Here is a 707-nt window from a genome sequence, read left to right on the forward strand (position 1 = left end):
TAGGTCCAGATTTGGATACCAGTAACCCAGACAATCCGAACAATGATTTTGGTTTTGATGATTTATTAGCACTTGGAGATTATGTTTGGTATGACACCAATCAAGATGGAATCCAAGATGTTGGTGAACCTGGGGTCAATGGTGTGACTGTCAATTTATACGATAATGCCACCTGTTCAGCACCCATTTTTAGCACCACTGAAACACTCAATGGTGGCCTTCCAGCGGCTGACGGCTTTTACTTTTTTTCTGATTTAGATGCAGGCAGTTACTGTGTTGAATTTACGGATATTCCGGTTAATTATCAGTTCACTGTACAAAATACACCCAATGATGCTTTGGATTCTGATGCTGACCCATTAAATGGTCAAGTTCAGAACATTGATTTGACAGCTGTTGATCCAAGTATAGATGCTGGTATATTCCTTAATGGTTCAATTTCAGGTGTAACTTGGTGTGAAAGTACGACCAATGCCAACACCAGTTATGATCCAGGTGACAGCGACACTTTACTGCCTAACATTCAAGTGACTTTGTATGAAGATGCCAACTGTTCTGATACGGTTGATGGGTCAGATGCAACGACCGCTGTTTCCATGGACACCAATGCTTCTGGTGCTTACTTGTTCAGTAATTTACCTGTGGGTCCAGTCGGTAATGCCTTGTGTTACATCACAGAAGTTGATGTCAATGACACTGATTTGAAT

At 41.3% G+C, this 707-nt stretch carries 1 protein-coding gene; it reads left to right on the forward strand.

The genetic code is table 11. From position 1 onward, the window contains the following. Positions 1–707, forward strand: a 707-nt coding sequence (locus CCS90_RS12005) for an SdrD B-like domain-containing protein (RefSeq protein ID WP_306475088.1), incomplete at both ends; no start/stop codon positions are given.

Source organism: Marinicella litoralis, from assembly GCF_002591915.1.
Lineage (GTDB): Bacteria > Pseudomonadota > Gammaproteobacteria > Xanthomonadales > Marinicellaceae > Marinicella > Marinicella litoralis.